Origin of the sequence: Actinoplanes sp. NPDC049548, assembly GCF_040676695.1 — a bacterium.
Taxonomy (GTDB): domain Bacteria; phylum Actinomycetota; class Actinomycetes; order Mycobacteriales; family Micromonosporaceae; genus Actinoplanes.
This window is the reverse complement of sequence record NZ_JBFAPM010000012.1, coordinates 112,839-138,964: the sequence shown is the minus strand read 5'-3', so window position 1 is coordinate 138,964 and position 26,126 is coordinate 112,839. Positions and strand designations below refer to the sequence as shown.

Below are 26,126 nucleotides of genomic sequence, written 5' to 3'. Positions count from 1 at the left end.
GGCGGCGTGAACACTCGACGAATGATCGCTGCGGCGGCGCTGGCCGCCATCGCCGGGTCGCTGGTGCCGGGGGCGGCCTACGCCGCCGGCCCCGACCAGCCGAACCCCAACTGCAAGCTGGTCGCCGGCCGCGCCACCGAGTCCGTCGACATCGTCAGCGGCAGCGGCCGTGCGGTGATCCGGCGCGGCTGCGGGACCGACACGATCCTCGTGAAGATCGAGCGCAGCCGGTGGTTCGGGTGGGAGGAGGTCGCCCGGAAGGTGGCGACGGACGTGGGCCGCGACTACCGGGTGACGTACGACTGCACGGGCACGGGCACCCACGACTACCGGATCGAGGTCATGCCGCAGGCCACCCCGCAGTTCGCGGTGAGCTCCTCGCCGCTGAAGGGCGTCACCTGCTCACGATGACGAGGTAGCGGACCCGGTGGCCTTCACGGCCACCGGGATACCGTTCAGCACGCTGTTGCCCGACAGCACATCCGTGGCGAGCTCGTCGGTCAGCACGTTGCTGTTGACCCCGGGCCGCGTCGCCGCCACCGACAGACGCGTGCCGGGCAGGTCGTGACCCCAGCCGTGCGGCAGGCTCACCACCCCGGGCATCACCCGGTCCGTGACCTCCACCCGGGCCGAGACGGAACCCGCGCGGGACGTCACGGAGGCGTCGTCGCCGTCGGTGAGGGCGAGCCGTTCCGCGTCCATCGGGTGGATCTGCAGGGTGCACCGGTCCCGGCCTTTGATCAGGGCCGGGACGTTGTGCATCCAGCTGTTGTTCGACCGCAGATGCCGGCGCCCCACCAGCACGAGGTCGTCGCGCTGCCGGTCGAGCGCGGCGCGCAGCCGGTCCACGTCGGACACGATCGGTGCGGCGCAGAGCTCGACCGTGCCGCTCGGCGTCCTCAGCACGGACGGGATGCGCGGCTGCAGCGGCCCGAGGTCGATGCCGTGCGGGTTCTCCAGGAGCCGGGCCAGGCTCAGACCGCCGGGTTGCGCTCCGAAAAGATCGCCATAGGCACCGGTACGCAGCGCGACGTCGAGCAGCCGCTCGGCCGGGTGGTCGCCGTTCACGAGCGGCCGCAGGTCGGCGGCGGGGTGGCCGGTGGCGGCGGAGACCCGCTGCAGGGCTTCTTCGAGCATCCGGTCGTGCAGCACGGCCGGGTCCGCGCCCGCGCCGCCGCCCGTGGCGATGAGGGTGAGCCGCGCGAGGATGTCGCACTCGTCCATGCCGCCGGGGTCCGGTGGCAGCGCCGGCGGCGAGTACGCCGCGAAGTTGCGGACGGCGAGCGCCAGGAACGAGAAGTCGTAGTGTCCCTTGCGGGCCGCATCGGTCGGCGGGAGCACGACGTGCGCGTGCCGGGTGGTCTCGTTGAGGTACGGGTCGACGCTGACCATGAAGTCGAGCCCGCCGAGGGCCCGGTCGAGCCGACCGCTGTTCGGCGTCGACAGCACCGGGTTGCCGGCCACGGTGACGAACGCGCGGACCTGTCCTTCGCCGGGCGTCTCGATCTCGTCGGCCAGGGTGGCCACCGGCAGCTCGCCCTTGACCTCGGGCAGGCCCCGGACGCGGCTGTGCCACCGGCCCACGCGGAAACCCTTGCCGCCGGGGCGGGTCTGCGGACGCAGGTGCGCCGGCAGCGGGAACATGACGCCGCCCGGCCGGTCGAGGTTGCCGGTCAGCACGTTGACGACGTCGACGAGCCAGCTGGTCAGGGTGCCGAACTCGACCGTGCACGTGCCGATCCGGCCGTACACCGCGGCGGTCGGGGCCGCGGCGAACTCTCGGGCGAGACCGCGGATCCGTTCCGCCGGTACGGCACAGACGCCCGTCACCGTCTCCGGCGAGAACGCGCGAGCCAGGTCCCGGACCTGGTCGACGCCCGTCACGTGGCCGGTGAGCGCGCCGAGGTCGACCAGGTTCTCCTCGAACAGGGTGTGGACGATCCCGAACAACAGGTACGCGTCGGTGCCGGGCCGGATGAACAGGTGCTCGTCGGCGTGCTCGGCCGTACGGGTGCGGCGCGGGTCGACCACCACGAACCGGCCGCCACGGGCCTGGACGGCCTTGAGCCGCCCCGGGAAGTCGGCCGCGGTGGCAAGGCTGCCGTTGGACTCCCACGGGTTGGCGCCCAGCATCAGCAGGAAGTCCGTACGGTCGACGTCCGGCACGGGAATGGCGAGCGGGTTGCCGTACAGATAGCCGCAGGAGACGTGCTTGGGCATCTGGTCGACGGTGCTCGCCGAGAAGATGTTGCGGCTGCCCACGGCCCGCAGCAGCGGCGCGAGGTAGAGGCCGCCCGCCATGGTGTGGACATTGGGGTTGCCCAGGTAGAAAGCGACCGCGTCGGGGCCGTGGCGCTCGATGACCGGCCGCAGCCCCGCCTCGATCGCCGCGAACGCCTCGTCCCAGCCGACCTCCTCGTGGCGGTCGCCGCGCCGCAGCATCGGGCGCCGCAGCCGGTCGGGGTCGGCGGTGAGCTGTCCGAAGGTGGCACCCTTCGGGCAGATGAAGCCGTGGCTGAACACGTGGTCGCGATCCCCGCGCGCCGCGACGACCCGGTCGCCGGTCACGGTGAGCTCGAGCCCGCAGGCCGCCTCGCACAAGGGGCACGTCCGATACGCCGTACGCGTCGTGTCACCAGCCACGGAGTCACCAGCCTTCCGGCCGCAGCACCGCGACCCTCGCTTGTTACCCGCCAGTATTGCCGCTGCGGGTGGCTCAGTCGAGGGCCGGCATCGACGCCTTGCCACGGTCCGGCAGCAGGAACGGCGTGTCGATGTCGGGGGTGCCCTCGCCGATGTGCTCGGCCCGCACCCCGCCGTCACGGGTGACGATCAGGTAGATGTCGCCGTTCGTACGGATCGTGTACTTGGGCTTGTTCTCGCTGGTACCGGTCTTGCGGAAGCGGAACAGCTGGTCGCTTCGCGCGGCGTCGCACGCCGCCGCCGTCACCGTCTTGTCCTTGTTCGCCTGCAGGCACGACGCCTCACCGCCGGTCCGCAGCCGGGCGGTCCGGATCCAGTAGCGGTCGCCCTCCACCTTCGTCAGGACGAAGAGGGCGCGGTCGCCGAACTGGTCGGAGAGCTCCACGCGGTTCGACTTGCTGACCGCCAAGGTGCCTTCCGTGGCCACCGGGAGCAGCCACACCTCCCTGGTGCCGCTGAAGACGCCGGCTGTCCCCCGGGCCGGGGCCTTCGCCGAGGTCTTCGCCGCGGTTTTCGCGGGCGAGCCGGACCCGGCTCCGATTCCGGTCGCGGCGGTCGCCGAGGGCCCGGGGGACCCCGTCGACGGCGTCGCGGCGGAGGTCTGCCCGCCGCACGCCTGCTGGGTCAGCAGGACGCCGGCCAGGACGGCGGAAACGGCAGAAACGCGGGCAAATCGAGGGGTGATACGCACGGTCTTCTCCTGTCTTGTCGAGGTGCGATTGATCAGTCGAGGGCAGGCAGGGATGCCTTGCCCCGGTCCGGCAGCAGGAAGGGCGTGTCGATGTCGGGGGTACCCTCCCCGATGCCGATGGCGACGATGCCGGTGCCGCCGTCGGCCAACTGGCCGTCCGGGTCCTGCACGAGGTAGATGTCCGTGCCGGTCCGGATGGTGTACTTCGGTTTCCCGTCGGTCTCGCCGACCTTGCGGAAGCGCCACAGCTGGCGCTTCTGTGCGGCGTCACAGGCCGCCGCGGTGACCGGGACCGCCTCGCCCGAGGTGGCGGCGGCTTCCAGGCACGACGCCTCGCCGCCGACGCGCAGGCGGGCCGTCTGGATCCAGTACCGGTCCCCGGAGACCTTCTTCAGCACGAACAGGGCACGGTCGCCGAAGTCCTCGGACAGTGCGGCCCGCTCGTTCTCGTCGACCGCCACAGTGGCTTCGCTGTTCTCCGGCAGCAGCAGAACCTCCCGTTCGCCGGAGAAGACCGAAGCGGAAGCCGGCTTGCTGGTGGTCGAGGACGACGGCGGGGAGGAACGAGACGAAGAAGGGGGTGTGGAAGGCGGGGACGAGCGCGGTGGTGAGGTCGGCCTCGTGGTGGTGGGTGCGGCCATGATCGTCGAGGGATGCGTGGCCGGAGGTGCGGCGCGGTGCGTCTGGCGGCTCAGCGCGATCCCGACGCCCACCCCTCCCACGACGAGGAAGGCGAGGGCTCCGCTGGCCACCTGCCGGCTGCGACGCCGGCGGTCGGCGCGGGCCCGGACGGCCGCCGCGGGGGCGAGGCGTCCCGTACGTTCGCCGTACTCCGCGAGTGTGCCGAGGTCGCGGCCGAGGTCGTCGCTAGGCATCGTGGTTCACCCTCCCCGTGGTGTAGTCGTCGGTGTCGGACAGATGGGCGGCCATCGCGCGGCGGCCGCGGGCCAGGCGGGCCTTGACCGTGCCGGTCGGCGCGCCCACCTCCGCGGCGATCTCGCCGACGCTCAGGCCGACGAGGTGGTGCAGGACGATCACCCGGCGCTGGTCGGGCGGGATCTGGCGCAGCGCGTGCACCAGCGCCACGTGGTCCGGGCCGAGCCCGTCGATCTCCTGGTCGGCGGCGTCGCGGTGGTGCGCCCGGATCCGGTTGACCGCCTTGCGCCAGGCGCTCACCGCGTTGCGCGAGGCGACGCGGCGTACCCAGGCCTCCGGGCTGTCCGCGTCGCGCACGGTCTCCCAGCGGTCCCAGGCCTTCAGGTACGCCTCGGCGACCGCGTCCTCCGCCTCCGCCCGGTTGCCGGTCATGGCGTAGACCTGCCCGAGGACACGGCGTGACGAGCCGGCGTAGAAGGCGTCGAACTCTTCCGCGTCCCGCATCGATCAGGTCTCCCCCGAGGCTCGCCGGCTCCGGCCCCGGTGGCCGGATTCGCAGGGGTGACGCCCGGGCGGTGCCCCCGGTTGCATCGTGATCGGCTTTTTTCTCGTGCGCTCGTGGCATGCCCTCATGACGCCCGGACGGGGCACTCGGTTGCCCGAGAACTCAGGCCGGCGGGTTCAGCAGCATCTGCGGACCCTCGCCGCGCGCCGCCAGCCGGTCCTTCGGGTTGATCAGGTTGCACCGCTGCAGCGACAGGCAGCCGCAGCCGATGCACCCGGTCAGCTGGTCGCGCAGCCGCTCCATCAGGGTGATGCGCTCCTCGAGCTTGCGCCGCCACCGCGCGGAGAGCCGGGCCCAGTCCGCCTTGGTCGGCGTGCGGTTCTCGGGCAGCGCGGCCAGGGCGTCGCGTACCTCCTCCAGCGAGACCCCGACCTGCTGGGCGATCCGGATGAACGCCAGCCGGCGCAGCTCGTGCCGCTCGTACCGGCGCTGGTTGCCGCTGGTGCGGGTCGAGCGGATCAGGCCCTCGCGCTCGTAGTAGCGCAGCGCCGACGGGGCCACGCCGCTGCGGGCCGCCATGTCGCCGATGGTGAGGAGCTCCACACTCGCCGTCCTTGAGTTGAAGTGAACTTCAGGTTGCAGGGTGAGGGTATGACCACGACAGCCGTGAAGCCAGATCTGCTGGGCGCGCTGCTCACCCGGATCACCGGGGACGCCAAGCACGCTCCCAGCGCGTACTCGACGCTCGATGTGTTGTGGGTCCTCTACGACCGCATTCTGCGAGTCTCGCCGGAGACCGCCGACGCGCCCGACCGCGACCGGTTCCTGCTCTCCAAGGGGCACGGTCCCGCCGCCTACTACGCCGTGCTCGCGGCCAAGGGGTTCTTCCCGGTCGAGTGGCTCGACGACCTCGGCGGCAGCACCAGCCGGCTCGGGCACCACCCCGACCGGGTGCTGATCCCCGGCGTGGAGATCGGGACCGGGTCGCTGGGTCACGGTCTCGGACTCGCCGTCGGCACGGCGCTGGGCCTGCGGGCTCAGGGGTACGCCGAAGCGCACACGTTCGTGCTCCTCGGCGACGCGGAGCTGGACGAGGGATCGAACCACGAGGCCATCGCCTACGTGGGAGCGACCGGGCTGCCCCTGACCGCCGTCGTCATCGACAACCGGTCGGCCACCCACGGCTGGCCCGGCGGCATCGCAAGCCGCTTCGCCGGATGGACCGTCTCCATCGTGGACGGTCGCGACCACGCCGAGATCGAGGCGGCGTTGCAGCCCCGCGACCGGCCGCACCTCGTCATCGCCACCGTCGAGCCGAAGGGAAACTGATCATGCGGGAGACGTTCGTCGCCACCACCACGGCGATCCTGGCCGACGACCCGCGGACGGCCCTGGTGCTCGCCGACATCTCGGCCGACGCCTTCGCACCGGCGGCCCGGCGGCACCCCGACCGGGTCATCAACGTGGGGATCCGGGAGCAGCTGATGACCGGCGTCGCGGGCGGTCTCGCGCTGACCGGGATGCGGCCGTACGTGCACTCGTACGCACCCTTCGTGATCGACCGGGCGTACGAGCAGATCAAGCTGGACCTGGGCCACCAGGACGCCGGGGCGGTGCTGGTCAGCATCGGCGCCTCGTACGACGCGTCCGCCGAGGGCTACACCCACCAGTCGCCCGGGGACGTCGCGCTGCTCGACACGCTCGTGGGCTGGACGGTGCACGTACCCGGGCACCGGGACGAGGTTCCGGAGCTGCTGCGGGCCGCGGCCCGGCACGACGACCGGGTCTACGTGCGGCTGTCCTCGCAGCAGAACCGGCAGGCCTACCCGGGGACGGACCTCAAGGTGGTCCGGCGCGGGCCGGTGGGCGGGGCGGTGGTGCTGGCGGTCGGGCCGATGCTCGACCCGGTGCTGGCGGCCGGGCTGGACGTCACGGTCGCCTACACGAACACCCCGCGGCCGCTGGACACCAACCGCCTGCGCGAGCTGGTCACCGAGGAGGTCGTCGTCGTCGAGCCGTACCTCGCGGGTACTTCGAGCCGGGTGGTCTCCGCGGCGCTGTCGGCCGTACCGCATCGGGAACTGCATCTGGGAGTGCGCCGCGCCGAAGTGCGACGGTACGGATCACCGGCCGACCACGCCCGGTGGCACGGTCTGGACCCGACCGGTCTGCGGGAGTCGATCGGGGCTTTCCTGGCGGGCCGTTAGGCGGCGACCGGCAGGCCGGCGCGGCGCTCGCGGAACACGTGCTTGAGCAGGGCGTCGAAGTGCCAGACCCGATCCGGCTCGCCGACGCGGACCCGGAAACGCTCGCGGACGCCGTCGACGGCCGTCGCCGCGACCTCGACGGCGGACTGCCGCAGGTCCGGGTTCCAGGTCACGTCGCTCAGGTGGCGCAGGTTGGCGTTGAGGTGCAGCCGCAGCCGGTGCAGCACCCGGGTCTCCTGGGTGATGACCAGCCGCCGGTAGGTCAGCAGCAGCAGGAACTCGCCGGCCATCGGGCGGTCCGGGCTGCTGCACCGGGTGACGAGCACGGTGGCGTCGTCCGGTTCCACGCAGCGGCGGAAGATCGGCATGTGCCGGCTCACGGTGGCGATGGCCACTCCGGCCTCCGCGGCGGCGGGAAGGAACGTACGGGAGAACACGTCCATGTGACGTTTAACGGTGCTGCCAAGGGGAAGCAGCGGCCGCCTCACGATGAATATCGAATTACAAAAGCTCGACCACCGTGGCGTTGGCCATTCCGCCGCCCTCGCACATGGTCTGCAGGCCGTAACGGACCCCGTTCTGTCGCATGTGGTGCAACATCGTCGTCATGATCCGCGCCCCGGACGCACCCAGCGGATGGCCGAGGGCGATCGCCCCGCCGCGCGGGTTGAGGCGGGCCGGGTCGGCGCCGGTCTCCGCCAGCCAGGCCAGCGGTACGGGCGCGAACGCCTCGTTCACCTCGTACACCCCGATCTCGTCGAGGGTGAGTCCCGCCTTGGCGAGCGCCTTCGCGGTGGCCGGGATGGGCGCGGTCAGCATGATCACCGGATCGTCGGCGGCGACCACCGCGGTGTGGATCCGCGCCAGCGGCCGCAGGCCGTGCGCGGCCGCCCAGCGTGAGGTGGTCACGGCGAGCGCGGCGGCACCGTCGGAGATCTGCGAAGCGGAACCGGCGGTGACGACACCGTCCGCCTTGAACGGCGTCTTCAGCCCGCCGAGCTTCTCGAGCGTGGTGTCGCGGCGAATGCCCTCGTCACGGGAGACGTCACCGACCGCGGCGATCTCGGTGTCGAACTCGCCGGCGTCCTGTGCCTCGGCCGCTGCGGCATGGCTGGCCAGCGCGTACTCGTCGAGCTGCTGCCGCGAGAAGCCCCAGCGCTCGGCGATCATCTCGGCGCCGACACCCTGGTTGAAGGTGCTGGTGCCGTAGCGCTGCCGGACGCCCTCGCCGTACGGGTCCTGCTCGGCGGCGCTGGAGCCCATCGGTACGCGGCTCATCGACTCGACGCCGCCGGCCACCACCAGGTCGGCCTGCCCGGACAACACGGTCGCCGCGGCGAAGTGCAGCGCCTGCTGGCTCGAGCCGCACTGCCGGTCCATCGTCGTGGCGGGCACCGACTCCGGCCAGCCGGCCCCGAGCACGGCGTTACGCCCGATGTTCCACGACTGCTCGCCGACCTGGGAGACGCAGCCCCAGAAGACGTCCTCCACGTCGGCCGGGTCGAACCCGGCTCGGTCCCGCACTGCCTGCAACACCCCGGCCGCCAGATCCGTCGGGTGGACGCCGGCCAGCCCGCCGCCACGCCGTCCCACCGGAGTCCGCACCGCACCGACGATCACCGCATCTCGCATACACCGAAGGTACGTTGTGCTGATGGCGTCTCTCCAGTGGCGGGTGAAGCCCGCCCTGCCCGTGACGAAGCTCCTCGGCGCGGTCGCGCTGGTCGTGCTGGTCCTCGCATTCGGGCGCGACGATCCGGTGCAGTGGGTGGTCGCCGTCGTGGGCGCGACGGCACTGGGGCTGTGGGCGTTGCGGGACCTCATCCGCCCGGTCCGGCTCTCGGCGGACCCGAGCGGCGTCACGCTCGTGGTGGGCTTCGCCGCCCGGCGTCACCTTCCGTGGTCCCGGATCGAGCGGATCCGCGTGGACCGCCGCGCGCGCCGCGGGATCCGCAGTGAGCTGCTCGAGATCGACGCGGGGGAGAGCCTGCACCTGTTCAGCGTGCACGAGCTGGGCACCGACCCGGAGGACGTGGCCCGCGCCCTCGACGAGCTGCGCGCAAGCGCGTCGCTCTGAAGGCCGGTCACTCGGCCTCGGCCATGACCGACCGCGCGTAGCGGGAAGCGGCCGGCAGGAACCGCTCCCGGACCCGGCCCATCAGCCGGTCGAGCTCCGGCCGGGGCCAGTCCGGCGGGAGCAGTGCGGCGGGCAGCCGTGGATCGCGGATGAGGTCGACGTAGACCGCGTTGAGCACCTCGGCGAACCGGGCGAGCGTCGCCGCGGTGGGCGGAGGGCTGCCTTCGGCCGCCAGGGCGGCGGAGAGCGTACCGATGTGGCCTCGGAATGTTGCCGCCACCGCCTCCAGGTCCCACGCTGCGCGGGCGACCTCCGCGGCGTCGGCCGCGGGCAGGGCGATGGTGGCGGCCTGCACCCGGCAGCCGGCCGGGCACTCGGCGATGACGGCGCCGAGCTCGCCGGTCAGGTCGCGGACCGCGATCAGCACCCCCTGCTGCATCAGCCCGTAGCCGACCAGCTGGGCCATGCGCCGCAGCCGATCCCGGTAGGCCCGCTGCGCCTCGGGCACCTGGTAGAGCAGGGCGTGGAAGTGCCCGTCCCAGCGCGGCGCACCACCGCCCGACGCGTCCCGCACGTGGCGGAATGACGCGGCGAACGGTCCCGCGAGGCGGTAGTGCGCCTGACGGCCGCGATGCGACGCCGCCAGCTGACCGTCGATCCGCATGCGGGCGAGCTGCGCGCGGGCGGCCGCGGCGCCGACGCCCAGATCGCCGAGCAGGCGCACGAGAACGACGCCGGCCAGCTCGTCGGCGCCGGTCACGCCGAAGAGGAACGGCACCAGACCGACCCGCGTGCTCCGCGGGGATGGCCCGGAAGGTACCACTGGTGTTAGGTTTCTGCTCACGTACGTGAGCCTTCCTGTCATAGATCGAGGGTGACGCCGTGCCGAACGAACCCGATCACACCACCCGCACGGCCGGCGGTCGCGCCCTGGCCCTGAGTCTTCTCCTGACCGCCGTCTTCGACATCGGACTCGCCCTGGTGGCGTTCCACATCGCCCGGCGGCTCGGCGCCGACGACCGGCTCGCATACCTGGCCTCCGGCGTGGGACCCGCGACGATGATGGTCATCACCTGGGTACGCGCCCGCACGCTGAGCGGGGCTTCCGTCGTCATCCTGCTGTTCCTGCTGCTCTCGTCGGCGGCCACCTTCATCGGTGGCAGTGACCCGCGGCTGCTCGTCGCCAAGGACTCGGCCGTCACCGCCGGGTTCGGCGCGGCCTGCCTGCTGTCGCTGGTGTTCCCCCGGCCGCTGATGTTCTACTTCGGCGCGAAGTTCGCCACCGACGGCACCGCCGAGGGCGCCCGCCACTGGTCCGGGCTGTGGCGGCATCACGAGTTCCGCCGTTCCCAGTACCTCATCACCGCCGTGTGGGGGATCGGGTTCCTGGTCGAGGGCGCTTTGCGGGTGCTGGCCGCGTACACGATGAGCTTCGCCGCGGCGAACGCGGTCGCGGCGATCCTGCCGTGGGTGTTCCTCGCCGGGCTGGTCGGCTTCTCGATCGTGGTCGGCAGGCGGGCTCGCGCGGCGGGGCTGGCCCGCGTCGCCGCTCAGCCGAGCAGCGTCGTCGTGCGGTAGACCGCCAGCGCCACCAGGATCAGGAACACGGCGGCGAGGCCGACGCCCTGGACGAGGTTGCGCTTGTCCCGCGGCGCGTACGCGAGGACGGCCCCCACGATCGCGCCCGTGACCAGGCCGCCGAGGTGGCCGGCGACGGAGATGCCGCTGACCGCGAAGGTGAAGACCACGTTGATGACGATCACCGGCAGGATCGGCGCGACGCTGAGGTTGAGGCGCTTGAGCAGCACGAAGACGGCCGACATCAGGCCGAACACCGCCGTCGAGGCGCCGGCCGTGTACTGGTTGGGGGCGGAGAAGACGTACGCGGCGACGTTGCCGCCGAGGCCGGCCAGCAGGTAGAGGCCGACGAAGCGCAGCGGGCCGAGCACGCGTTCGAGATCGCGGCCGAGGATCCACAGCGCGTACATGTTCATCAGCAGATGCAGCACGCCATAGTGCAGGAACATCGCGGTGACCAGGCGATACCACTCGCCGCCGCCGGCGATGCCGTGCAGGGGACCGAGCACGGTGTAACTGTCGCTGCCGAGGACGGCGCCCCACTGGGTGAGCGGCGTGCCGGAGCCGAGCAGGCCGCCCCACCCGCCGCCGGCGACGGCGTTCGCGCCACCGGACAGGATCGACAGGATCATGACGGCGACGTTGACGCCGATGAGGACCTTGGTGGCGGTCCCGGCCCGGCCGGCCGCGCTCCCCCCGAAGGCGGTGCGGGCCGGCCGTTGCGTGCGCCGCCCCTGGGCGACGCACTCCGGGCACTGGTGCCCGACCGAGGCCTCGTTCATGCAGTCCGGGCAGATCGGCCGCTCACAGCGGGTGCACCGGACGTAGGTCTCCTTCGAAGGGTGTCGGTAGCAGACCGGCGCCGTCACCGGAGACTCACTCATGCATCAAAGGTACCCGTGGGACCTTGTCAGCCGTTGACCCGCTCGATCTCCACGCGCTCGATGACCACGTCCTCGCGGGGGCGGTCGCCGGGGCCGGTCGGGGTGGTCGCGATCGAGTCGACGACCTTGGCCGACCCCTCGTCGGCCACCTGGCCGAAGATCGTGTGACGCCGGTTCAGGTGCGGGGTCGGGCTCACGGTGATGAAGAACTGCGAGCCGTTGGTGCCCGGGCCCGCGTTCGCCATGGCGAGCAGGTACGGGCGGTCGAACTGCAGCTCCGGGTGGAACTCGTCGGCGAACTGGAAGCCCGGGCCGCCGCGGCCGGTGCCGGTCGGGTCGCCCATCTGGATCATGAAGTTGGCGATGACCCGGTGCGAGATGGTCCCGTCGTAGTACGGGCCGCTGCCCTTCTGGCCGGTCCGCGGGTCGACGTAGTCCTTGGTGCCCTCCGCGAGCTCCACGAAGTTGCGCACGGTGGCCGGGGCGTGGTCCGGGAAGAGCTGGAGCCGGATCGCACCGTGGTTGGTGTGCAGGGTGGCGTAGAGCGTCTCAGCCACGGGTACTCCTATCGGCGTTGGACAAACTTCTTTGCAGTTCGGATCCTCCCCCATGTGTCGGAACGGGGTGCGCGGGGGTACCCAAGAGGGCAGCATGGACCCGGGAGAGAACCACAGGAGGTGCACTGGTGTTCGCAACTATGCGACGGAAGAACCGCAACGCGAGGATGAAGAGCGAGCTCGGCCAGAGCGTGGATCACCTTAAGCGTGCGGTCTCGCTCGCCGCGCAGGAGACCAGCGCGACCGTGGGGCCCAAGTTCGCCGCCGCGAAGGATCGTGTGCAGCCGGCGGCCGGCAAGGCCAAGGATGCCGCCTCCAGCGGCTGGGACAGCGCTGTCGCCACCCTCGGCCCGCTCGTGGCCGCGGCGAGCGACACCGTGAAGGACTCGGGCAAGAAGGCGGCCAAGGTCAACAAGAAGGCCGCCAAGGCGAACAAGGAAGCCGCCAAGGCGAGCCGGAAGAGCGCCAAGAAGCTCGAGAAGCGGGCCGACAAGGCCGTGAGCCGCAAGAAGAGCAGCAAGGGCGGCAAGCTCATGAAGATCGCCCTCGCCGGTGCCGCGATCGGCGCCGCGGGTGCGTACGTCATGCGCAAGCGCCGCAGCGACCAGTGGGACGAGTACGACCCCACTCCGGTGAGCACCTCGACCCCGGCCGGGGCCGAGGACGCGGCGTTCGAGCCGGCCGACCTGTCCGGCCCGTCCGGCTTCGTGACGCCGGCCGGGAGCACCGAGCCGGCCGTGGGTGCCGTCGGTTCCGACCCGGCGCTGATCCCTGAGGGCGACCAGACCTCCTCGGCGCTGCACAGCCCCGAGGTGGCCCGGATGGCCAACGGCAAGAACAAGAGCTGACCCCCGGTTGCAGACCGTACGGCGGGCGGGCTCCCCACGCGGGGGTCCGCTCGCCGTTCCGCGTTGGTCAGGGGTTCTTCTGCGCCGCGTTCGCCTGGCGGGCGCGTACCGGATCCAGCGCGGGACCGAGCGGTAGCAGCTCGACCAGCTGACCCGGGATGGCCTGGGGTTGCACGCCCCCGTAGCCGAGCTTGGCCAGAACCTCGCGGTTCGCCAGCGGGTAGCTGCGCCCGGTGTCGGTGATGATGCTGACCGTGCCGCTGCTCGCCGGCGCGGTCGGGGACGCGGCGGCGACGACCACGGCACCCTTGCCCCGCGGCACGTGGACGCGGTCGGCCTGCACCGACCCGGGCGCGGCCGGCTCGCCGGTGACCGCGGTGCCGATCGGAAGCTCCGCGCCGGTCCGCACGCTGACGGCGCCGTTCGCACCCCCGTCGTACGTGAGGCAGACGCTGTCCGGGCCGTTGAGCAGCACCGGAACCGCGGGAGGCAGGCCCGCGGCGGTCGCGTCCGCCACGAGCTGCGTCTTCGAGCGGGGCAGGTTGCCGTAGCGGGTCAGCTCGATCTTCTGGTCGTCGTACGCCTCCGGGTCGGCCCGCAGGAGGTTCGCCTGCACGGCGGTGACGTCGGCGACGCCGTCGCTGAGCACGACCCCCCATTGGTCGGCGGCGTTGCCGGTGACCTGCAGCACCTGGCCGACCTCGAAGTCGGGGACCTCTGCCGACTTGTCGCCGAAGTCCGGGATCGCCGGCGGCTTCAGGTCCGGGCCGATCGGCACCGCGTTGAGCCACGCCGGGGCTACCGGCAGCGCCGCCTGGTTCCACCCGAAGAAGGTGCGGATCTGCGTGAGCCGGCCGGCGGGGATGAGGAACCGCTTGTTGTTGTAGACCAGGAACGTCCGGTCGGCCGGGTCGGTGACGAGCAGGCCCCGCAGCTGGTCGGGCGGGGTGTCGGCCTGCGGGACGGGCAGCACGGTGCCGCCGCGTACCCCCTCGCCGATCGACACCACGCTCTGCGGCCGGTCCGACTCGGTGCCGCCCTGCGGCGCCTGGGAGCAGACCGTCCACAGACTCTTCAGCAGGCCGCCGTCGGCCGGTGGCAGCGAGTCGGGGGCGTCCGGGATGCCCATCGGATCGCCGAGCGGCACCTTGGCGAGGCTCTCCCGGGAGGCGTTCTGCAGCTCAGGTGCTGGTGCGTCGGCGATCAGCAGACCGGAGGTGTAGTTCAGCACCGGGTGCAGCTTGTCGTCGGACTTCAGGTAGACGTAGCGGGCGCCGGTGCCCTTCTCGAGGAACACCACGGCCGGGTCGCGGGCCTTCACCGTGCTGCTTCCCTTGAGCAGGCCGTAGACCGCGGCGCCGCCGACCGCGAGCGCCGCCACGACGAGGCTGACCAGGACGGTCGTGCCGGCCCGTCGCAGCGGTGACCGGTGCGGGTCGGGGTCGTGCGAGACCAGCGCAGCCACCACACGCTGCTGCGCGTACTGGTAGGAGTGCAGCTGATCCTGCCGAGACGGCACGCGACTTCCCTTCCCGCCGGTGGACAGGCCCCACTGTAAAGGGCGGTGCCCGGGGTTGGGGGGCGGGCTACAACCAGCCGTTACGCCGGAAGGCGCGGTAGAGCAGCACGGAGATCAGAAGCATGACGGTGATCACGCCCGGGTAGCCGTACTGCCACTGGGTCTCGGGCATGTGCAGGAAGTTCATGCCGTACACGCCCGCGATGGCCGTCCAGACGGCGGAGATACCGGCCCAGGCGGCGATCTTGCGCATGTCGTTGTTCTGGTCGACGGTGACCTGCGCCAGGCGCGCCTGCAGGATCGAGTTCAGCAGGTCGTCGTAGGAGGAGACCTGCTCCACCGTACGGGTGAGGTGGTCCTGCACGTCGCGGAAGTACCGCCGGATCTCCTTGGGCACCAGCCGGCTCTGCGGCGCCGTGATGGTGGCGAGCGGGCGCTGCAGCGGCACCACGGCCCGCCGGAACTCCACGATCTCGCGCTTCATCTGATAGATCGCCTGCACCGGGCTGCCGGTGTCGCGGGAGAACGCGCCCTCCTCGATGATGTCGAGGTCCGCCTCCACCTGGTCGGCCACCGCCATGTACGCGTCCACCACCCGGTCGGTGACCGCGTACGCGACCGCCCAGGGCCCCTGGGTGAGCAGGTCGCCACGGTCCTCCATGTCCGCCCGTACCGGAGCGAGCCGGGTCGCGTCCCCGTGCCGGACCGTGATCACGAAGCGTTCGCCCACGAAGATCATCATCTGGCCGGTCTCGACGATCTGCGACGTCTCGGTCAGCTCACTGTGCGGGACGTAGCGCGCGGTCCGCAGCACGAGGAAGTGCACGGCGCCGAACTGCTCGAGCTTGGGCCGCTGCTCGGCCTTGACCGCGTCCTCCACGGCGAGCTCGTGCAGGTTGTAGGTGCGGGCGATGGCGGACATCTCGGCCTGGGTGGGCTCGTGCAGGCCCAGCCAGACGAACGCGTTCTCCTGGCTGCACGCCTCGCGCAGGGCCTCGTCGGGGGAGAAGTCGCCGGGTTCGCGCTTGCCGTCGACGTAGACCCCGCAGTCGACGACGGCGCTGCCGTGAAACTCCTCGCCCTCGCTGCCAGGGGTCTCCCCGTCGGTCGTGCCGAGGAAGCGGTTCATGGCGCGCACGGGGGCGGTCCAGGCTCGCGACAGCGACCTGTTCACGCCGGCCGGCCGGCCGCGGCGCACGCTGCTCTCGCTCATGACTGCCTCCCCCAGGGGTGCTGATGCCCGGGCCTCGGTGATGGGCCCGCACGAGGTTACGCCCGTGAGGTTGCCCAGTCCCTACGCCGCGCATGCCTTCGGCGAAGGCGGGGTGGCGCCGGACGGACCGGCCGCATTTCGGGGGGGTGAAGGGTGCGAGCGGCCCGCCCGGCGCCGGGGGGCGGGGTGGGTGTCCACACGTCGCACCGCATGTCCATGCAGCGCGACGCAAGCATTGTGGGCCGAACGCCGGTCCGGGCGGAAACCCAGAACCGGCGTTCAACTCACATTGTCGGAAACCCGACACTCGGCCAGGTATCAGGCGCGCGTCTCCGCGATCGCCTCGGCCAGGCGGCGCACACCCTCGTCGATCTGGTCCACCGTCACGGCCGAGAAGGCCAGGCGTACGGAGTGCTTGCCGCCGTCGAGCAGGAAGTCGCTGCCCTTGACGATGGCGACGCCCTTCTTCATGGCCACCGGGAAGAGCGCATCCACGTCGACCTGCTCGGGCAGGTCGACCCAGAGGAAGTAGCCGCCGTCCGGCTCGGTGAAGGTCGCGCCCGGGATGTGCTGACGAATCGACGCCGAGAGAACCCGTGCACGCTCGGCGAGAGCGGTGCTGACGGTCTGGATGGACCGGTCGATGTCGCCCGAGACGCAGAACTGGTGCACGATCGCCTCGGAGACCATGCCGGGCGAGATGTACAGGTTGGTGGCCTTCTTCGCGATCGCGTCGATGAACGCCGCCGGACCGACCAGGTAGCCGACGCGCACACCCGGGCACACCGTCTTGGTGAAGCTCGACGCATGCACGACCGTGTTGTTCTCGTCCATCGACAGCATCGACGGCAGCGCCTCGCCCCGGAAGCGGATGTCGACGTAAGGGTCGTCCTCGAAGATCGTGAAGCCGTACTCGGCGGCCAGGTCCAGCAGCGCCCGCCGCTTCTCCAGGGACAGCGTCACACCGGCCGGGTTCTGGTAGTTCGGGATGATGTGCGCGAGCTTGGGGCGCAGGCCGTTCTGCAGCAGCTCCCGCAGCTCGTCGACGTCGATCCCGTCCGGCTGGATGGTCACCTGGTGCACCTTGCCGCCCAGGTTCTGCAGGCTCAGCAGGGTGCGGTCATACGTGGGCTTCTCGACCACCACGTCGTCGCCGGCCTGGATCAGGTGGTTGAAGAGGAAGGCGTCGGCCTGCAGCGAGCCGTTGGTGACGATGACCTGCTCGGGGGCGACCCCGTGCTTCTCCGCGATCCACTTTCGCAGCGGGATGTAGCCGACGGACGTGCCGTAGGCGGTCACCCCGGCCGGATCGGCGTCGAAGGCCCGGGCGGCCGCCGCCTTGAGGCCGGCGACGTCGATGATGTCCAGGGAGGGTGCGCCTCTTGCGAATGAGATCAGCTGCTCAGCGGTCATGGCACAAGCTTACGAGCAGGCTCTATGGGGTTTTTGCTCGTGCCCCATGACCCCCGGCCGGTCGCCGCTGCTCTCGTCGGGGACGACGACGGCCGCATTTTCTTCCAGCGGCGCTGCCCGCAACGCAAGCTTTTCCCGACCCCGGCGCGATCATTCACCGGATCACCGAGGATGGCTCTGCGGTCCTGCACACTCTCGGTATATGAAGGCACCGCTATCCTCGGCAGGCACCCCCCTCGACTCGGAAGGAACCACCCCATGATCGGTCTGGTACTCGCCGCCGGCGCCGGACGCAGGCTGCGTCCGTACACGGACACGCTGCCGAAGGCGCTCGTCCCCGTGGACGGGGAGACCACGATCATGGACATCTCGCTGCGCAACCTGGCGGCGGCCGGCCTCACCGACGTCACGATCGTCGTCGGCTACTGCGCGAACGCGGTCGAGGAGCGCAAGGACGCGTTCGAGCAGAAGTACGGCGTCTCCATCACCCTCGTGCACAACGACAAGGCCGAGGAGTGGAACAACGCGTACTCGCTGTGGCTCGCGCGTGATCACTTCGCGCAGGGTGCGCTGCTGGTCAACGGCGACACGGTGCATCCGGTGAGCGTCGAGCAGACCCTCCTCGCCAACCGTGGTCCCGGCATTCTCCTCGCTGTCGACAATGTGAAGAAGCTGGCTGACGAGGAGATGAAGACGATCTTCTCGGAAGATGGCCGGCTCACGAAGATCACGAAGCTGATGGACCCCGCCGACGCCTTCGGCGAGTACATCGGCGCCACCATCATCGAGGCGTCCGCCGCGGCCGAGCTCGCCGACGCGCTCAAGACCACCTTCGAGCGCGACCCCAACCTCTACTACGAGGACGGCTACCAGGAGTACGCGAACCGCGGCGGCGAGATCCGCGCGGCGACCATCGGCGACATCCCCTGGGTCGAGGTGGACAACCACGACGACCTGACCAAGGCCAGGGACATCGCATGCCGTTACTAGCCCGCAGCGTCCAGACCCCGCTGCACATCGACGTCCGCCGGGGCGCGGTGACCGACCTCGGCGCCATCCTCGCCGACGGCCGCATCTCCTCCGGCGGCGACGTCGCGGTCGTGGTCGGCCCGGGCCAGGGCGAGAAGATCGCCGACCTCATCCGCCCGTCACTGGGCTCGGCCGACGTCTACATGACGGCCGGGGGCACCCTCGACGCGGCGATCGAGCTCGGCGCCAAGCTCCGGTCCCGGGCCTACGACGCGGTGGTGGCCATCGGCGGCGGCAAAACGGTCGATACGGCGAAATACGCGGCCACCCGCTTCGCCCTGCCGATGGTCTCCGTCGCCACCAGCCTGGCCAACGACGGCGTGGCGTCACCGGTCGCCAGCCTCATCAACGACGGCATCAAGGGCTCCTACGGCGTCCACATCCCCATCGCGGTGATCGTCGACCTGGACTTCGTCGAGAACGGCCCGGAACGGGTCAACCGCGCCGGCATCGGCGACGTGATCAGCAACATCAGCGCCCTCGCCGACTGGGAGCTGGGCCGCGAGGTGCGAGGCGAGCCGGTCGACGGCCTCGCCGCGTCACTGGCCCGCATGGGCGCCGAGGCGGTCCTCACGATGCCGGGCGACATGACCGACGACGCGTTCGTCACCGTGCTCGCGGAGGCGCTCATCTCCAGCGGTCTCGCCATGGCGGTGTGCGGCAGCAGCCGGCCGTCCAGCGGCGGCTGCCACGAGATCATGCACGCCACCGACTCGCTCTTCCCGGGCACGGCGTCCCACGGCGAGCTCGCCGGCATGGGCGCGCTGTTCTGCACGTTCCTGCGCGGCGACGAGCGGCGCTTCACGCAGATGTCGGAGTGCCTGGCCCGCCACCAGCTGCCCCGCACCCCGGCCGACGTCGGCCTCGAGCCGGACCAGTTCGTCGAGGTGGTGGAGTTCGCGCCGAAGACCCGGCCGGACCGCTACACGATCCTCGAGCACCTCGCCATGTCCCCGGAAGAGATCCGCAGGAAGCTGGCCGAGTATGTCGATGCCGTCGCCGGCCGCTGACCCCCGGGGCACCGCCCGGTCCGCCCCGATCCCCGGCCGCGGACCGGCCGAAAGCTCGGGACCGGGCCGGGTTCTGGGCCGCGACGGCAACGTCGGTGGTCCGGGCCAGGGCGGCAATCACCCCGGCTCCGGGTCCGGCACGCCGGGCCAAGCCGGTCACGGCGCCGGCACGCCCTTCCAAGGGGCCGACGCCGGCTCCGCACCGGGCGGACCGAACGCCACCACGGTGGCGGGTGCGGCACCGACAGCCGCCGACTACTACGCCGTCAACCGCGGCGGCGGGCTCTTCAGCGAGGCGGTCAGCCAGCGCATCGGCGCCCGGATCGCGGTGTTCGCGCACAAGCGCCGCCTCGCCCCGACCGTGCTGACCGTCGCCAACCTCGGGCTGAGCTGCCTGGTGTCGTTCATCGTCGTGGCGGCGGCGGGCCCGGTGGCCGAGGACCGCGTCTGGGCCTGGCCGGTCGGCCTGCTCGCCCTGGTCGGCTGGCAGTTCGCGTACGCCCTGGACTGCGCCGACGGCCAGCTCGCCCGGGTGACGGGCCAGACCAGCCCGGCCGGCGGACGCGTCGACGTGCTCTGCGACGTGGCCGCGCAGATCGCCCTGGTAGCCGCCCTGTCGGCGACGGCGGAGGCACAGGTTCCCGCTACCCCGGCCTGGCTGCTGGCGGCGTTCGCCGGCACCTGGATGGTCAACCTGGTCACGTCGGTGATGCAGACCGGCTCGCAGGCGGCCAGCATGGTGACCAGCCGCTCCTTCCCGGTGCGCGTGGTCAAGCTGGTCCGCGACTACGGCGCGGTGATCGCTCTCGCCGCCGTGGTGCTCACGGTCGCTCCCCAGTGGATGATCTTCGTCATCGGCGCGTTCACGCTGATCAACGGCGCTTTCCTGGCCGCGAGCATCGCCTTCTCCGGGCGCCAGGCCCTGCGCGGCTGAAACCGCGTCACCTGTCAGACGCGTCGACGGTTGTCTACCTTCAGCCCCTCGTAGATGTCGATGAGCTGCCGGGTGACCACATCCGGGTGGAAGGCGCGCAGGTAGCGGTCGCGGGCGGCCGGCGCGAAGCGGGTGGCTTCCGCGCGGGCGACCGGCAGGGCGGCGGCGAGAGTGGCGGCGTCCGGCCGCACCGCCCACCCCGCGGGGGCCTCGGAGCCGTCGAGCCCGAGCATGTACGGGATTCCGCCGACGTCCGTACCGAGCACCGGCCGGCCCGACGCCATGGCCTCGATGATCACCGTGGGCAGCACGTCGTTCCAGGTCGGCACGGCGAGCACGACCGCGGAGTCACGCCGGGCGGTCGCCATGCCGTTCCGGTCCAGGGGGCCGAGGTAGGTCACGTCGGCGCGTTCGGCAGCGGCCTTCTCCGCCAGCGGGCGCAGCTCCCCGTCCCCGGCGATGCGCAGCGGGCCCAGGGCGCCGTCCGGGTGCCGCCGCCAGGCGTCGAGGAGCAGCGCCAGACCCTTCTCCGGCGACAGGCGGGCGCCGTACAGGAAACCGTCGCCCAGCGGGGCCGGCTCGCCCGGGTCCGGCAGCGCGTTGGGTTTGACGACGATGCGGTCGTCCGCAATGCCGTAGTCCTTGAGGTGGGCGGCGATCCGCCCGGTGAGCGCGATGTAGCGGTCCACCGAACGCCAGGTCGAACGGTGTACGGCCAGCGTGGTCGCCATCAGCGCGCTCTGGGCCGCCGATCCCCGGTAGCACTTGTGCTGGATCGCCGGCCAGCCGAGCACCTTCCCCCGGCAGTCCGTGCAGTTGTGCCCGTCGCGGAAGTAGAGCCCGGACGAGCAGACCTGGCGGTAGTTGTGCACCGTCTGCACGACGGGAACCCCGTGGGCGTGCGCGGTCCGCACCACCCAGGGTGAGAGCAACGGGTACGGGTTGTGCAGGTGCAGCACGTCCGGCCGCTCGCGGCGCAGCAGCTCGGCGAGGTCCCGTTGCGCCGCCCGGCCGAAGATCGGAGACACCGGCAGCAGCACCTTCTGGGTCGCCGGCAGGTCCGCGATGGAGTCCGAGGCGCGCTGGAACGGCAGCACCTCGACGCCCGCCGCGGTGAGCTGGGCGATCTCGGTGTCGACGATGACGTTCTCCCCCGAGGGGATGGCCTCGCGATACCGGTTGTGCGCAACGACGACCTTCACGGCGACAAACGCTACCGTTGGGGGCGTGCCTGAGTTGCCCGAGGTCGAGGCGCTCGCCGCGTACCTGCGGGAGCGTGCGGTCGGCCATACCGTGGAGCGCTTCGAGGTGTCCTCGTTCAGCGCGCTGAAGACGTACGACCCGGCGCCCAGCGCGGTGGCGGGTCTGGCGGTGACCGGCGCCGGCCGGCACGGCAAGTTCCTGGACGTCTCGTTCGGCGACGACCTGCATCTCGTGGTGCATCTGGCCCGCGCGGGCTGGCTGCACTACCGCGACACCTTCAAGTCGCCCGCCCCGCTCAAGCCGGGCAGCGGCCCGATCGCTCTACGGGTACGCCTGGACGACGGCTCCGGCTTCGACCTGACCGAGGCCGGCACCCAGAAGTCGCTGGCCGCGTACCTGGTGCGCGATCCCGCCGAGGTGCCGGGCGTGTCCCGGTTGGGGCCGGACGCGCTGGAGGTCGACCGGGACCAGTTCGCCGAGCGGATCCGCAGCCGCAACGGGCAGATCAAGGGCGTGCTGACCGACCAGGAGGTGCTCGCCGGCATCGGCAACGCCTACTCGGACGAGATCCTGCACGTGGCGAAGATGTCGCCGTTCGCACTGACCGGCAAACTGACCGACGAGCAGCTCACCACCCTGTACGAGGCGACGCGGCAGGTGGAGACCGACGCCGTCGCGCGGTCGGTGGGCCAGAAGGCGGCGGAGCTGAAGGGCGAGAAGCGCGCCGGGATGCGGGTGCACGCCCGCACCGGCCTGCCGTGCCCGGTCTGCGGCGACACCGTGCGGGAGGTGTCGTTCGCCGACAAGAGCCTTCAGTACTGCGCCACCTGTCAGACGGGTGGTAAGCCCCTGGCCGATCGACGGCTGTCCAAGTTGATCCGGTAGTAACGCAGAGTAGGTAGGCGGTCTCACGGGGGAAAGCGCCCACAACGTCCCCTTCTTCTGTGTCGTTCCATCGGTATAGTGGCCCGGTCCCACGCTTCGTCCGCGGCGCGCAGGGATCGGCGACCTTGCCGGAGCCCCGGGGGTCGTGGCGGTGCGTAATGTTCTCGGTGTGGGCGGTACGTGATGCGGGAGGACATAGGCGAGGTGACCACGAGCCTCCATCGCCCGGCGACCAGTAGCAGCAAGAGCCGGAGCGGCATGCCGTACGACAGCTTCGAGTGGCAGCAGGAGCCGCCGCCCAGTAACGGCGTGCCCCGCTCCGCCTGGACCCGTTCCCACCGGCGGCTGTCCACCTGGCACCGGCCGTACACGGCGATCCTGGTCCTCCTCGATCTGCTCTCCGCGATGCTCGCCAGCTGGCTGGCCGTCACCTTCATCGAGAAGGCCATCTCCGGTTTCCAGGGCCAGCGGACCATCTTCCTCGTGGTCGCGTTCGTCGGCCTGCCGCTCGGCTGGCTGATCATCCTGTGGGGCAACGGCAGCTACGACCGGCGCTACCTGGGGCTGGGCAGCGAGGAGTTCAAGCGGGTCGTCCGCGGCTTCGTCACGGTCGTGGCCTGCGTGTCCCTGCTGTCGTTCGCCACGAAGACCCAGCTCTCGCGTGTGACCATCGCCTACGTCACCACCGCGGCCCTGATCTTCATCCTCTTCTGCCGCTACTCGGCCCGGCAGATCCTGCACGTGAGCCGCAAGAAGACCGGCTACGGCGCGCACCGGATGATCCTCATGGGCACCCTTCCGGAGGCGCTGGAGGTCTACACCGCGGTCACCCGCAGCCCCGCCGCCGGCCTCATCCCCGTCGCCATCTCCATCACCGACGGCTACGCGTCCGCCCGGGGCATCGAGACCCCGGTTCCCGTGTACGCGGCCCGTGACGTCCTGACCCTCGTCCGTGAGGTCGGCGCCGACACGATCGCGGTGTGCGGCTCGGCCAGCGCGGAGCCGGGGGAGCTGCGCCGCCTCGCCTGGCAGCTCGAGGGCACCGGCGTCGACCTGGTGGTCGCGCCGCAGCTCACCGACATCGCCGGCCCGCGCGTGCACATCCGCCCGATCGAGGGCCTGCCGCTGCTGCACGTCGAGGAGCCCACGCTCTCCGGCCCCGGCTGGCTCGCCAAGAACCTGCTGGACCGCGTGGTCGCATTCTTCGGCCTGGTGCTGCTGGCGCCGGTGCTGGCGGTCATCGCGATCGGCATCCGGATGTCCGACCCGGGCCCGGTCTTCTTCCGCCAGCCCCGGGTCGGTCACGAGGGCCGCACGTTCAAGGTCTGGAAGTTCCGGACCATGTACGTCGACGCCGAGGAGCGCAAGGCCAGCCTCGAGGAGCTCAACGACTCCGACGGCATGCTCTTCAAGATGAAGAACGACCCGCGGATCTTCTCCTTCGGCAACAAGCTGCGGGCCACGTCGCTGGACGAGCTGCCGCAGCTGATCAACGTGCTGAAGGGCGAGATGTCGCTGGTGGGGCCGCGCCCGCTGCCCGCCGACGACGGCGACTACCTGGGCGACGTGCGGCGCCGGCTGCTGGTCCGCCCCGGCATCACCGGCCTGTGGCAGGTGTCCGGCCGCTCGGACCTGTCGTGGGACGAGGCGGTCCGGCTCGACCTCTACTACGTGGACAACTGGTCGCTGACCTACGACCTCAGCATCATGTGGCGCACGATCTGGGTGGTTTTGAAGCGCAAGGGCGCTTATTAGCCTCCGGCCGTCCTGGCGTTCGGCTCCCGTTCCGGTCAGGATGCGTGCGTGAGTGGTCAGGCCGGGAGCGTCCTAGCCGTCGTCGCCGTGCTCGCCGCCCTGGTCGGTGCCGTGGTGGCGGTGCTGCGGCTGCGCGCCCGGCGGGGGATCGCCACGGCCGGCCAGCGCGCCACGTACGAGGTGCTGCACGCCGCCTCCCTCGCCGCCGAGCCGCTGCGCGGTGGACTGACCACCGCCTCGGCCGGCAAGGCCGTGCGGCATCTGCGCCGGCTGGTCGGCGCGGCCGGCCTGGTGGTCAGCGACGGCACCGCCTGCCTCGCCTCCGACGGCCGGGGCAGCCACCACACCGACCAGTTGGTGGCGGCGGCGCGGCGAGCGGTCACCAGCAACCGGTCGATCGTTCTCGGTGCCGGCGACCTGCCGTGCGACCGGGTGGACTGTGTGGTGCGAGGCGCGGTGGTGACGCCGCTGACCGGCGCCGACGGGCAGGCGCTCGGCGCGCTGGTGGCGGTGGCGGACGACCAGCCGGCGCCCGGGCTGGTGCAGGCCACCATGGAGACCGCCCGGTGGGCCGGCTCGCAGGTCGCGCTCGCCGAGCTGGACTCGTCCCGCGAGCGCCTCGCCCGCGCGGAGGTACGCGCGCTGCGCGCCCAGATCAGCCCGCACTTCATCTACAACGCCCTCACCGCGATCGCCTCGTTCGTGCGCACGGACCCCGAACGCGCCCGCGAGCTCATCCTCGAGTTCGCCGAGTTCACCCGCTACTCGTTCCGCGCGCACGGCGACTTCACCACGCTCGCGGAGGAGCTGCGCTCGATCGACCGCTACCTGACCATCGAACGGGCCCGCTTCGGCGACCGGCTGCAGGTCCGGCTCCAGATCGCGCCCGAGGTGCTGCCGGTCGGCCTGCCGTTCCTCTGCCTGCAGCCGCTGGTGGAGAACGCCGTCCGGCACGGCCTGTCCCGCAAACCGGGCGTCGGTATGGTGAGCATCGAGGCGCGGGACGCCGGTGCCGAATGCCACATCACGGTCGAGGACGACGGCGTGGGCATGGACCCGGCGGCGCTCGCCGAGGGCGTGGCGGAGGCGGCGAACGGCACGGGCGACGACGCCGGCCGGCACGTGGGCCTCTCCAACGTGGACGAGCGGCTGCGCTCGGTGTTCGGCGACCATTTCGGCCTGGTGGTGGAGACGGCACCGGGGGCGGGGACGAAGGTGAGCATGCGGGTGCCGAAATTCCACCCAGGGGTACGGGCGTGAGCGGCGCGCCCGCCCGTGACCGCCGGGACGGCCGCGCGTGAGCCTCGTCGTGCTGGCTGTGGATGACGAGCCGCCGGCGCTGGACGAGCTCGCGTACCTGTTGAACGCCGACGGCCGGGTCGCCTACGTGCACCGGGCGGGCGATGCCACCGAGGCGCTCCGGGTGCTGCGGGACACCGAGGTCGACGCCGTCTTCCTGGACATCCGGATGCCCGGGCTGGACGGCATGGAGCTCGCGCGGATCCTGCGGCGGTTCGCGCGCCCGCCCGCGATCGTGTTCGTCACCGCGTACGACGACGGCGCGGTGGACGCCTTCGACCTGGGCGTCACCGACTACGTCCGCAAGCCGGTCCGCGCCGAGCGCCTGGCCGAGTCGCTGCGCCGGGTCGCCGGCCTGCGCGCGGCACCGCCGGCCCCCGCGAAGCGCGCCGAGGAGCCGAGCATCCCGGTGGAGCTGGCGGGCACGACCAGGATGCTGCCGCGTTCGTCGGTGCGCTGGGTGGAGGCGCAGGGCGACTACGCCCGCCTGCACACCGCGGACGCCTCCCACCTCGTCCGGGTCTCGCTGGCCACGCTGGCCGAACGCTGGGCGGACGCCGGCTTCGTCCGTATCCACAGGTCGTACCTGGTCCAGTTGCGGCTGGTCACGGAGCTGCGGCTCACCCAGTCGGGGTACGTGGTGACGATCGACGGCACGGAGCTACCGGTCAGCCGCCGCCACACCCGGGAGCTCAAGGACAAGCTGATCCGCGCCGCGAAGAACGACTGGACGCGCTGACATCCACAGGCTTTTCCACAGGTCCACAGCGTTGTCCCCAGAGTTATCCACAGGCTGGCATTCGCTATTCCACAACCCACCAGCCGTCCCCGAGCAGCCGGGTGGGCTTGCCCATGCCACCGCCGGCGGTGCCGACCAGGACGCCTGGTTCCGGTGGGGTGGCGAAGTAGGCGAGCCCCCTGCCGTTCTCGTCTCATCCAC

The 26,126-nt window shown here is 71.5% G+C and carries 27 protein-coding genes; 13 read left to right on the top strand and 14 right to left on the bottom strand.

All coding sequences use genetic code 11. The features are described 5' to 3' along the window. Positions 1–6: 6 nt before the first annotated feature. Entirely contained in the window at positions 7–411 is a 405-nt protein-coding gene (locus tag AB0J80_RS23660; protein WP_364708516.1) for a hypothetical protein, read from the top strand. Here AB0J80_RS23660 and AB0J80_RS23655 read toward each other — a convergent pair. The 5 genes from AB0J80_RS23655 to soxR form a co-directional block, all read right to left on the bottom strand. Continuing rightward, positions 403–2,643 (bottom strand): molybdopterin oxidoreductase family protein, encoded by a 2,241-nt coding sequence (locus AB0J80_RS23655; RefSeq protein ID WP_364708515.1) that lies wholly within the window; start codon positions 2,641–2,643, stop codon positions 403–405. The genes AB0J80_RS23660 and AB0J80_RS23655 overlap by 9 nt on opposite strands. Before the next feature lie 73 nt (positions 2,644–2,716). Next, positions 2,717–3,394 (bottom strand): hypothetical protein, encoded by a 678-nt coding sequence (locus tag AB0J80_RS23650; protein WP_364708514.1) that lies wholly within the window; start codon positions 3,392–3,394, stop codon positions 2,717–2,719. A 32-nt stretch (positions 3,395–3,426) separates the two neighbouring features. After that, on the bottom strand, positions 3,427–4,269 hold the full coding sequence (locus AB0J80_RS23645) for a hypothetical protein (protein ID WP_364708512.1): 843 nt from the start codon (positions 4,267–4,269) through the stop codon (positions 3,427–3,429). Further along, complete coding sequence (locus tag AB0J80_RS23640) at positions 4,262–4,774, bottom strand: SigE family RNA polymerase sigma factor (RefSeq protein WP_364708510.1); 513 nt, start codon at positions 4,772–4,774, stop codon at positions 4,262–4,264. Before AB0J80_RS23640 ends, AB0J80_RS23645 begins: the two co-directional genes overlap by 8 nt. 163 nt (positions 4,775–4,937) lie before the next feature. Beyond that, the gene (gene soxR / locus AB0J80_RS23635) at positions 4,938–5,378 is read right to left on the bottom strand and encodes a redox-sensitive transcriptional activator SoxR (protein ID WP_364708508.1); all 441 of its coding nucleotides are present in this window, start codon (positions 5,376–5,378) and stop codon (positions 4,938–4,940) included. Positions 5,379–5,426: 48 nt separating this feature from the next. On the opposite strand from soxR, the gene AB0J80_RS23630 reads away from it, so the two are divergent. Beyond that, positions 5,427–6,104 carry a transketolase gene (locus AB0J80_RS23630; protein ID WP_364708507.1) on the top strand — a complete coding sequence of 226 codons (678 nt, stop codon included), beginning with the start codon at positions 5,427–5,429 and terminating at the stop codon, positions 6,102–6,104. Positions 6,105–6,106: 2 nt separating this feature from the next. After that, on the top strand, positions 6,107–6,982 hold the full coding sequence (locus AB0J80_RS23625; protein WP_364708505.1) for a transketolase: 876 nt from the start codon (positions 6,107–6,109) through the stop codon (positions 6,980–6,982). Here the strand turns inward: AB0J80_RS23625 and AB0J80_RS23620 are convergent. Together AB0J80_RS23620 and AB0J80_RS23615 are read right to left on the bottom strand one after the other, a co-directional pair. After that, complete coding sequence (locus tag AB0J80_RS23620) at positions 6,979–7,425, bottom strand: hypothetical protein (RefSeq protein ID WP_364708504.1); 447 nt, start codon at positions 7,423–7,425, stop codon at positions 6,979–6,981. The two genes, AB0J80_RS23625 and AB0J80_RS23620, sit on opposite strands and share 4 nt — an antisense overlap. Positions 7,426–7,483: 58 nt before the next feature. Further along, a complete protein-coding gene (locus tag AB0J80_RS23615) occupies positions 7,484–8,614 on the bottom strand; it encodes an acetyl-CoA C-acyltransferase (RefSeq protein WP_364708502.1) in 1,131 nt (376 codons plus the stop codon). A gap of 22 nt (positions 8,615–8,636) precedes the next feature. On the opposite strand from AB0J80_RS23615, the gene AB0J80_RS23610 reads away from it, so the two are divergent. After that, positions 8,637–9,059 carry a PH domain-containing protein gene (locus AB0J80_RS23610; RefSeq protein WP_364708500.1) on the top strand — a complete coding sequence of 141 codons (423 nt, stop codon included), beginning with the start codon at positions 8,637–8,639 and terminating at the stop codon, positions 9,057–9,059. 7 nt (positions 9,060–9,066) lie between these two features. Here the strand turns inward: AB0J80_RS23610 and AB0J80_RS23605 are convergent, their stop codons facing one another. Then, positions 9,067–9,837 carry a PaaX family transcriptional regulator C-terminal domain-containing protein gene (locus AB0J80_RS23605; protein ID WP_364708499.1) on the bottom strand — a complete coding sequence of 257 codons (771 nt, stop codon included), beginning with the start codon at positions 9,835–9,837 and terminating at the stop codon, positions 9,067–9,069. Positions 9,838–9,941: 104 nt separating this feature from the next. On the opposite strand from AB0J80_RS23605, the gene AB0J80_RS23600 reads away from it, so the two are divergent. Beyond that, complete coding sequence (locus AB0J80_RS23600; RefSeq protein ID WP_364708497.1) at positions 9,942–10,637, top strand: VC0807 family protein; 696 nt, start codon at positions 9,942–9,944, stop codon at positions 10,635–10,637. Here AB0J80_RS23600 and AB0J80_RS23595 read toward each other — a convergent pair. Then, entirely contained in the window at positions 10,610–11,521 is a 912-nt protein-coding gene (locus AB0J80_RS23595) for a rhomboid family intramembrane serine protease (RefSeq protein WP_364708495.1), read from the bottom strand. The genes AB0J80_RS23600 and AB0J80_RS23595 overlap by 28 nt on opposite strands. A gap of 26 nt (positions 11,522–11,547) precedes the next feature. Beyond that, entirely contained in the window at positions 11,548–12,078 is a 531-nt protein-coding gene (locus tag AB0J80_RS23590; protein WP_364708493.1) for a peptidylprolyl isomerase, read from the bottom strand. Positions 12,079–12,206: 128 nt separating this feature from the next. Between AB0J80_RS23590 and AB0J80_RS23585 the strand changes: the two genes are divergently transcribed. Then, entirely contained in the window at positions 12,207–12,926 is a 720-nt protein-coding gene (locus AB0J80_RS23585) for a hypothetical protein (RefSeq protein ID WP_364708491.1), read from the top strand. Positions 12,927–12,993: 67 nt separating this feature from the next. Here AB0J80_RS23585 and eccB read toward each other — a convergent pair whose 3' ends face one another. The 3 genes from eccB to AB0J80_RS23570 form a co-directional block, all read right to left on the bottom strand. After that, a complete protein-coding gene (eccB, locus tag AB0J80_RS23580; protein ID WP_364708489.1) occupies positions 12,994–14,445 on the bottom strand; it encodes a type VII secretion protein EccB in 1,452 nt (483 codons plus the stop codon). A gap of 67 nt (positions 14,446–14,512) precedes the next feature. Further along, positions 14,513–15,658: a magnesium and cobalt transport protein CorA gene (locus tag AB0J80_RS23575; RefSeq protein WP_364708487.1), complete on the bottom strand. Its 1,146-nt coding sequence runs from the start codon at positions 15,656–15,658 to the stop codon at positions 14,513–14,515. Between the two features lie 318 nt (positions 15,659–15,976). After that, positions 15,977–17,071 carry a PLP-dependent aminotransferase family protein gene (locus AB0J80_RS23570; protein WP_364708485.1) on the bottom strand — a complete coding sequence of 365 codons (1,095 nt, stop codon included), beginning with the start codon at positions 17,069–17,071 and terminating at the stop codon, positions 15,977–15,979. 258 nt (positions 17,072–17,329) lie between these two features. Between AB0J80_RS23570 and AB0J80_RS23565 the strand changes: the two genes are divergently transcribed. The 3 genes from AB0J80_RS23565 to AB0J80_RS23555 all read left to right on the top strand — a co-directional run bounded on the left by AB0J80_RS23565 (position 17,330) and on the right by AB0J80_RS23555 (position 20,044). Next, positions 17,330–18,061, top strand: a complete 732-nt coding sequence (locus AB0J80_RS23565; protein ID WP_364708482.1) for a phosphocholine cytidylyltransferase family protein — start codon at positions 17,330–17,332, stop codon at positions 18,059–18,061. Beyond that, complete coding sequence (locus AB0J80_RS23560; protein ID WP_364708479.1) at positions 18,049–19,110, top strand: iron-containing alcohol dehydrogenase family protein; 1,062 nt, start codon at positions 18,049–18,051, stop codon at positions 19,108–19,110. The genes AB0J80_RS23565 and AB0J80_RS23560 overlap by 13 nt, the downstream gene beginning before the upstream one ends. A gap of 226 nt (positions 19,111–19,336) precedes the next feature. Further along, complete coding sequence (locus tag AB0J80_RS23555; RefSeq protein ID WP_364708801.1) at positions 19,337–20,044, top strand: CDP-alcohol phosphatidyltransferase family protein; 708 nt, start codon at positions 19,337–19,339, stop codon at positions 20,042–20,044. Between the two features lie 14 nt (positions 20,045–20,058). On the opposite strand, the gene AB0J80_RS23550 is transcribed toward AB0J80_RS23555, so the two are convergent. Further along, positions 20,059–21,246, bottom strand: a complete 1,188-nt coding sequence (locus tag AB0J80_RS23550; RefSeq protein ID WP_364708476.1) for a glycosyltransferase family 4 protein — start codon at positions 21,244–21,246, stop codon at positions 20,059–20,061. A gap of 25 nt (positions 21,247–21,271) precedes the next feature. On the opposite strand from AB0J80_RS23550, the gene AB0J80_RS23545 reads away from it, so the two are divergent. The 4 genes from AB0J80_RS23545 (at position 21,272) to AB0J80_RS23530 (ending at position 25,925) form a co-directional block, all read left to right on the top strand. Then, positions 21,272–22,132: a DNA-formamidopyrimidine glycosylase family protein gene (locus tag AB0J80_RS23545; RefSeq protein WP_364708473.1), complete on the top strand. Its 861-nt coding sequence runs from the start codon at positions 21,272–21,274 to the stop codon at positions 22,130–22,132. 195 nt (positions 22,133–22,327) lie between these two features. Next, a complete protein-coding gene (locus AB0J80_RS23540) occupies positions 22,328–23,887 on the top strand; it encodes a sugar transferase (RefSeq protein WP_364708798.1) in 1,560 nt (519 codons plus the stop codon). Positions 23,888–23,935: 48 nt separating this feature from the next. Further along, a complete protein-coding gene (locus tag AB0J80_RS23535) occupies positions 23,936–25,147 on the top strand; it encodes a histidine kinase (protein ID WP_364708470.1) in 1,212 nt (403 codons plus the stop codon). Positions 25,148–25,184: 37 nt separating this feature from the next. Then, positions 25,185–25,925 (top strand): LytTR family DNA-binding domain-containing protein, encoded by a 741-nt coding sequence (locus tag AB0J80_RS23530; protein ID WP_364708468.1) that lies wholly within the window; start codon positions 25,185–25,187, stop codon positions 25,923–25,925. Positions 25,926–26,126 lie beyond the last annotated feature (201 nt).

Bases quoted from the DNA above. Each gene is read 5' to 3' on its own strand.
- AB0J80_RS23575 (WP_364708487.1), bottom strand. From the start codon at position 15,658: ATGAGCGAGAGCAGCGTGCGCCGCGGCCGGCCGGCCGGCGTGAACAGG.
- AB0J80_RS23620 (WP_364708504.1), bottom strand. From the start codon at position 7,425: ATGGACGTGTTCTCCCGTACGTTCCTTCCCGCCGCCGCGGAGGCCGGA.
- AB0J80_RS23570 (WP_364708485.1), bottom strand. From the start codon at position 17,071: ATGACCGCTGAGCAGCTGATCTCATTCGCAAGAGGCGCACCCTCCCTG.
- AB0J80_RS23595 (WP_364708495.1), bottom strand. From the start codon at position 11,521: ATGAGTGAGTCTCCGGTGACGGCGCCGGTCTGCTACCGACACCCTTCG.
- AB0J80_RS23610 (WP_364708500.1), top strand. From the start codon at position 8,637: ATGGCGTCTCTCCAGTGGCGGGTGAAGCCCGCCCTGCCCGTGACGAAG.
- AB0J80_RS23565 (WP_364708482.1), top strand. From the start codon at position 17,330: ATGATCGGTCTGGTACTCGCCGCCGGCGCCGGACGCAGGCTGCGTCCG.
- AB0J80_RS23645 (WP_364708512.1), bottom strand. From the start codon at position 4,269: ATGCCTAGCGACGACCTCGGCCGCGACCTCGGCACACTCGCGGAGTAC.
- AB0J80_RS23640 (WP_364708510.1), bottom strand. From the start codon at position 4,774: ATGCGGGACGCGGAAGAGTTCGACGCCTTCTACGCCGGCTCGTCACGC.
- AB0J80_RS23560 (WP_364708479.1), top strand. From the start codon at position 18,049: ATGCCGTTACTAGCCCGCAGCGTCCAGACCCCGCTGCACATCGACGTC.
- AB0J80_RS23630 (WP_364708507.1), top strand. From the start codon at position 5,427: ATGACCACGACAGCCGTGAAGCCAGATCTGCTGGGCGCGCTGCTCACC.
- AB0J80_RS23625 (WP_364708505.1), top strand. From the start codon at position 6,107: ATGCGGGAGACGTTCGTCGCCACCACCACGGCGATCCTGGCCGACGAC.
- AB0J80_RS23615 (WP_364708502.1), bottom strand. From the start codon at position 8,614: ATGCGAGATGCGGTGATCGTCGGTGCGGTGCGGACTCCGGTGGGACGG.